Origin of the sequence: Mesobacillus sp., from assembly GCF_047739415.1 — a bacterium.
Taxonomy (GTDB): domain Bacteria; phylum Bacillota; class Bacilli; order Bacillales; family Cytobacillaceae; genus Mesobacillus.
Genome location: NZ_JBIQOE010000044.1, coordinates 43,623 through 49,969 on the forward strand (window position 1 = coordinate 43,623; position 6,347 = coordinate 49,969).

5 protein-coding genes are annotated in these 6,347 nt (G+C 46.4%); 3 read left to right on the top strand and 2 right to left on the bottom strand.

The window, feature by feature from the left end:
- Positions 1-44: 44 nt before the first annotated feature.
- Positions 45-1,442, bottom strand: a complete 1,398-nt coding sequence (locus ACH0QE_RS04275; protein WP_415799454.1) for a sensor histidine kinase — start codon at positions 1,440-1,442, stop codon at positions 45-47.
- Complete coding sequence (locus tag ACH0QE_RS04280; protein ID WP_415799455.1) at positions 1,439-2,116, bottom strand: response regulator transcription factor; 678 nt, start codon at positions 2,114-2,116, stop codon at positions 1,439-1,441. Before ACH0QE_RS04280 ends, ACH0QE_RS04275 begins: the two co-directional genes overlap by 4 nt.
- Positions 2,117-2,348: 232 nt before the next feature.
- Between ACH0QE_RS04280 and ACH0QE_RS04285 the strand changes: the two genes are divergently transcribed.
- From ACH0QE_RS04285 to ACH0QE_RS04295, 3 genes are all read left to right on the top strand, one after another.
- Positions 2,349-3,413, top strand: a complete 1,065-nt coding sequence (locus tag ACH0QE_RS04285; RefSeq protein WP_415799456.1) for a M14 family zinc carboxypeptidase — start codon at positions 2,349-2,351, stop codon at positions 3,411-3,413.
- A gap of 135 nt (positions 3,414-3,548) precedes the next feature.
- Positions 3,549-5,339, top strand: a complete 1,791-nt coding sequence (locus ACH0QE_RS04290; RefSeq protein ID WP_415799457.1) for a CocE/NonD family hydrolase — start codon at positions 3,549-3,551, stop codon at positions 5,337-5,339.
- 94 nt (positions 5,340-5,433) lie between these two features.
- Positions 5,434-6,210: a nuclease-related domain-containing protein gene (locus tag ACH0QE_RS04295; protein ID WP_415799458.1), complete on the top strand. Its 777-nt coding sequence runs from the start codon at positions 5,434-5,436 to the stop codon at positions 6,208-6,210.
- The last annotated feature ends 137 nt before the right edge of the window (positions 6,211-6,347 follow it).

Genomic DNA, 6,347 nt, shown 5'->3' on the forward strand with positions numbered 1-6,347 from the left:
TTCTCATTATAAGAATCGAAAGTGAACAGAAGGTGAACTGGATATTACAAATGAGGAGGCATGCTATTTTCAGGCAGCATCACAACAAATTCTGAACCTTTACCAGGCTCGCTGGTTACGGTAATACTTCCATCGTGCAATTTTATGATCCTGTCTACGATGGACAAACCAAGACCGGTGCCCTCGATTTCCTTTGATCTCGACGGATCGGCACGGTAAAAACGATCGAATATCCGCTCGACCTCTTCCGGGGACATACCGATGCCGGTGTCCTTAAAGATGATTTTCACCCGGTCAGTTTCCTCATGGAGGGAGATTTCAATCTCTCCGTTTTCTTTATTGTATTTGATTGCGTTTGTCAAAAGATTCTCCCAGGCATTATGAAGAAGGTTTCCATCGCCACGGAAGATGACGTCCGGCAAATGAAAGGTGAGGGCAATCCCCTTCTCATCCAGCTGCCATACATATTTTTGGATGAGCTCCTTCATTTGGGTGCCTAAATTAAAAGTAGCTGGCTTGAAGATGAACTCTTCTTTTTCCAGGGAGGTCAGCAAAAGCAGCTGCTTTGTCAGCAAAGATAGCCGGTTGGTTTCCTGCTGGATGACCTGGATATAATGCGCCTTTTCTTCCTGCTTCAAATCCTCTTTGCCCAGCAGCTGGGTGTAGCCCTGGATGTTCAGTAACGGTGATTGGAAGTCATGAGATACATTCGAGACGAATTCTCTCCTCATCTGGTCAAGCTGGCTGAGCCTCAAACCCATTTCCTCGAAGCTTCTAGCCAGGACACCAAGTTCATCCTGCCGGCTGATGTCCAGCTTGATATCAAAATTTCCCGTCTGGATCTCTTTTGTTGCGGATGTCAGCTTTGTGATCGGCTTTACAAGATACTTCGAAGCAATCAGCACAAGAATCACAGAGATGATGAACATAATCAAGATCATCCAGCCCATCAGCACATGGACTTCACTGAACAGCAGCTTGATGTCAGGTCTGATGAATAGCGCATATCGTTCATTTTCATAGGTAAATGGAACACCTACCGTATTCCGGAGCTCATTGGCGAAAAAGCCAGTGACGAACGTTTCCATCGGGAACTCCCTCATGCCGTGGTAGATTTCCCCGCTCAGAACCGAATCTACGGCATCCTGCTGAAGGTTTTGGCTTTTGAAAGGAGCGCCAAAATACTGTTCGTATCCGCCGGCATTGACTGTATATATTTGATAGCCCATTGATGCTGCACTTTCGAGATAGTCTTCAAGCATGATATTTTCCTGGCTCTCAATGTAGCTTGAAAGATTCTGCGCCACACTGATATTTTTCTCGTCATTCAATGGCTTCACCAGCTGATGGTAGTAGGTATTGGCTATCAAAAATCCAAGCAGCGTGCTAATCAGGATAATGGCTATCGTCGCTATCACAAATTTTGAATAGATGGATTTCATTTGCTTTGTACCTCGACCAAATAGCCGACGCCTCGGATCGTCTTAATCGTGAAGTCATCGGTCAGCTCAGAGAACCGGTCCCTGAGCCTTTTGATATGGACATTCAGGGTTCGTTCATCTCCTGAAAAATCAAGGCCCCAGATTTCTTCGATCAGCTGGTTTCTCGTAAACACCTGGTTTGGCTTCGCTGCCAGGTAAGATAGAAGCTCAAACTCCTTCAATGGCAAAATGAGTGTCCTATCATCCACCTGCACCTCGAAGTTTTGCTGATTGATCGTCACATTGCCGATTGTGATCAGCATATTGCTCCGCTTCTGGTAGCGCCGGAATAATGCATTGATCCTGAAAATCAGCTCCTTCGGGTCAAATGGCTTTACGATATAGTCATCCGTGCCGGAAAGGAATCCCTGCTCTTTGTCCTCAATCTGCCCCTTCGCCGTCAGCATGATCACCGGAATATCGTGCATTTCCCTGATTTGCTTTGTCAGCTCATATCCGTCCATTCCCGGCATCATCACATCCACTACCGCCAAATCGATGACAGTTTCATTCAGCGTTTTCAAAGCCCCGGTTCCATCCTGAGCCTGGTATACAACATGTCCTGCTGCCTGAAGCTGGCTTTTTACCAAAAATAAAATATTGAGATCATCGTCCACAATTAAGATTGCTGCCATCACTGTGTCTCCTTACTCAGTTCTAGTTACTCTTATTATAGCGATTTCTGTAAAGTCATCCTAACTAATTACTTTTTACCTATCAAACCCCGTTATCACACTTTTAAACTCTATCATTTTTACTTATTTCGAGGCTCGAAATTTGTCTGAAAAATAGGCATCATACTCTATTAAACGTTTTTTAAAAATTCAGTAATATTTATGGTGAATCTAGTTCATAGGAGGAATGACGATGAAATTGAAAAAGAAGGTTCTTTCCGTTTCTTTATCAGGCATGATGGCTCTTGGCGCGGTGACAGCGGTGGCTCTGCCTGCAGGTGCAGTCGGGAATGGTCCGAGTGCCGGAAATGGTTCCGTACAAACTTCGATTTTGTATACATATGAAAGTTTAGTAGATTACCTGAAGACTCAGGATGCCAAACAAGAGGCAATGGAATTGGAAGTGATCGGCCAGACCGTTAAAGGCCGCGATATTCACATGGCTAAGTATATATCCAATCCGGAAAATCCAACCGTATTGTTCCTGACACAGCAGCATGGGAACGAGCAGCTGACAACTGAGGGTGCGCTTGAATTTATCAAACACTTAGGCACTGGCAAAACAAGTGGAGTCCTCGATAATGTGAACATCCTTGTGATTCCAATGCTGAATGCGGACGGAGCAATGGGGGATGTTGACTTCTCGCTTGAAGATTATCATGCTGATGGCGACCGCCACCTTACCCGCTACAATGCAAACGAAGTTGACCTTAACCGGGAGCATGACAAAGATACGAGCGAGATGGAACCAGAGGCACGCGCGCTTCATGAGAATGTTTTTCAAAAATATGATATCGATTACATGATCGACCTTCATCACCAGGGTACACTTAGCGAAACAGAAGGTGAACTCGTTTCCGGCTCGATTCTTTACCCTACAAATGAAAATGTGAAGCCGGAGGTACTTGAAGGCTCGAAGAAGCTTAGAGCAGTCGTATACAATGCGCTTGAGGATACTGGCTGGGGCCATATCGGCAAATACCGCGGCGGTGAAGGTGCAAACATCGGCCGAAACGGAGCGGCTGTCCGCTATGACATTTCGACTCTATTATTCGAAATGCGCGGCATGTCCGATCATTACTATGAGCCGTATGCATTAGGACAGAAGAGCAACGGTTATCTGATCAAGCAGACCATCACCACTTTGGATGCTACAGTCAGAGCGATTGCTGATGACTCTATCGAAACAATGGATACTAGCTTCTGGGATACCCTGCCTGAACAGACCAACAGGCAGAGTGAAGAAGCGGACGAATAGAATTTTAACAGTGTGATCCCCTGGTGGATCACACTGTTTTATTTTCGGTGATTTTAATAACACGACATTTATCGTATATAAGTGTCCTGGTGATTTCCATAAGATTAAATTAAAACCTTTACAGGAGGCTTGCTGATGAAATCATTCAATATTTCACTTGCTTTTTTACTTATCTTCAGCCTGTTCTCAGGGCTTGGTTCTTCCCAGGCTTCCGCTTCAGCTCATGAATGGGAAGACACAATCTATGACCGCCCAGAACAGTATTCAAACTTTACTACAGAAAAAGATGTTTTCATCACGATGAGAGATGGCGTTATTCTAGCCGCGGATGTGCACCTCCCTGATGGCCAGGGACCGTTCCCTGTCATCCTCACACAAACTCCGTATAACAAGAACGTTAGCAGCACTGAGAATCTGAATGAGTATTTTATTAAGCGCGGCTACGCCCATGTTGTAGTCGATGTCCGAGGAACGGGCGCCTCACAGGGTGCATGGGATTCCTTTGGTGAGGCAGAACAGCGCGATGGCAAGGAAATTGTCGAATGGGCAGCAAGCCAGCCATGGAGCAATGGCAAGGTTGGTTTATACGGCTCCTCCTACCGGGCCATCAACCAGCTATTAACCGCAGCCCAGCAGCCAGAAGGACTGGAAGCCATTTTTCCGATCGTGCCGATGGGTGATATGTACCGCGACATTCTTATGTCTGGAGGAATGGTCAACACAGGATTCATCCCGCTCTGGCTTGGACTTGTGACAGGCAGCGGCTTGCTCCCGCCTTCCTACACTCTGTCAGAACCAATCATGGGCACGACGGTTTTGTTAAACCATACTGGACAATTGCTCGGCTTTCCAGTCAGCACCCTAAGCTCTGCGATTACAGGCGGCGACTTCGCCTATGATGGACCAGCCGCACAGCTGCGTTCCCCACTGGCGGTTGCCGATCAAATTAAAGTACCGGCATTTTTCACCGGCGGACTTCATGACCTTTTCCAGCGCGGCACCCCGCTTCTTTATGAAAAATTAAAAGCGAATGGCGTACAAACAAAGCTGCTGATGGGCAACTGGACGCACGGAAACTATGGCAGCGGCTTGCCTGCTGATAATGTCCCTGCCCTTGACCAGCTTGCGTTACGATGGTTTGACCAATATTTGATGGGAATCAACACAAACATCAATAAAATTCCGGATGTCACTCAGTATGTGCTCGGTGAGGATCGTTTCGAGGTCCAGCCAGGCTGGCCGCATCAGGAGGCAGCAGCTGAAAAGTTTTACCTCCGCAGCGGGAATTTGCTGACCAAGGAGTCCCCTTCCTTTGCGGAGCCCTCGCGCACAATGCTCCAGCAGCCGCTGAACGGCATCTGCTCAGGCAGCACCAACCAGTGGATGGCCGGGATTCCAGATGCCCTGCCATGTACGAAGGATAACCGGCTGACTGAATTGGGCGAGCTCACCTATACGACGTCACCAGTGAATTCAGACTTGCGTGTTTCCGGGCCGATCGCCGCTGAAATTTTCGCTAAAACAACCGTGCGTGAACTTGTATTGTCTGTGCGTGTAACCGATGTCGCACCGGATGGGACTTCTCGCGAGATTACCGCAGGCTGGCTAGCCGCCTCGCATCGGGCAGTCGACGACAGCAAGAGCCGCTTCCTCGATGGAGAGAACATCCAGCCATGGCACCCATTTACGAGGACAGCGGTTCAGGAAGTTAAACCATATGAAGTTATGGAGCTGGACGTCGAGATTTTCCCTAGCAACTTCGTCATCAAAGAAGGCCACAGACTCCGCGTTGCCATCGGGCCAAGTGACTTTCCGCACTCCATGTCACCTGCACCCCAGCTGCTCAATCAGCTCGGTGGAGTCGCAACGATTTTGACGAACTCAAAATATCCGTCATCGATTGTATTGCCGGTGGTGGAGAAATAGTGTTGTGCCTGCCGGCTGATGTTCGGCAGGCTTTTTTGCCTCAAAATGTTCACTGGCAATTTATTCTCTTTTGCTTAAAAATGGAGGAGAAAGGATGTGGAGTATGATATTAAAAAAACGAGTCAAATCAAATGAGTTAAAAATGTTGGATTGGTTAGCACCACGGATGGAATTTACTGAGAAAGAGAAACAACGGCACTTTAGTCTCAGGAAAGGATTTGAAGGAGAAATCAAGTTTGACATATGGATGGAAAGCCTTGAAATTGAACATCTGACACTGAATGACCTGCTCCTAGAAGTAGGAGGCACAACCTTCCAGATTGATTCTCTTGTCATCATTCAAGATGCAATTCTAGTGTTCGAAGTTAAGTACTACGTAGGTGACTACTACTACGAAGGTGAACGCCTCAAAAAAATCAACGGAAGTGAGATCAAAGATCCCCTGCTTCAATTAAAACGGAGTATCTCCCTGCTTCGACAACTATTTGAAAGCTTAGGCTTTCGCCTTGTGATTGAATCCTCCGTCGTCTTCATCAACCCTGAATTTACTCTATACCAGTCCCCTATGGATGCACCCATCATCTTCCCGAGCCAATTAAATCGTTATATGAAAAATCTAAACAAGAAACATTCCAACCTGACAACCCTTCACAGAAAAATTGCAGAAAAGCTTTTACAATTGCACCAAACCGACTCCCCTTATAAGCGAGTTCCAAAGTACGAATATGAACAATTGGCGAAAGGGCTTATGTGTGAAGAGTGTCATCAGATTTTGGATAAAATTGAAAAAAAGGAATTCGTTTGCAGCCATTGTGGAACACATGAAGGGATTGATGACGCGGTTATGCGAAGTATCGAGGAAATTAAGTGATTACGGCCAAAGGAATTTACCACTTACGCCATCTTTTTTACCACTTTACGCCAAAGTTTTTACCATACGTCGCCAAGCTATTTACCAATAGAAAACTCCTCCATCATTTTAGTAAGGTGGAGGAGTTTTGGATTTGA

Excerpts from the sequence above, each read along its gene's own strand:
- ACH0QE_RS04280 (WP_415799455.1), bottom strand. The coding sequence starts at position 2,116 with ATGGCAGCAATCTTAATTGTGGACGATGATCTCAATATTTTATTTTTG.
- ACH0QE_RS04275 (WP_415799454.1), bottom strand. The coding sequence starts at position 1,442 with ATGAAATCCATCTATTCAAAATTTGTGATAGCGACGATAGCCATTATC.
- ACH0QE_RS04285 (WP_415799456.1), top strand. The coding sequence starts at position 2,349 with ATGAAATTGAAAAAGAAGGTTCTTTCCGTTTCTTTATCAGGCATGATG.
- ACH0QE_RS04295 (WP_415799458.1), top strand. The coding sequence starts at position 5,434 with ATGTGGAGTATGATATTAAAAAAACGAGTCAAATCAAATGAGTTAAAA.
- ACH0QE_RS04290 (WP_415799457.1), top strand. The coding sequence starts at position 3,549 with ATGAAATCATTCAATATTTCACTTGCTTTTTTACTTATCTTCAGCCTG.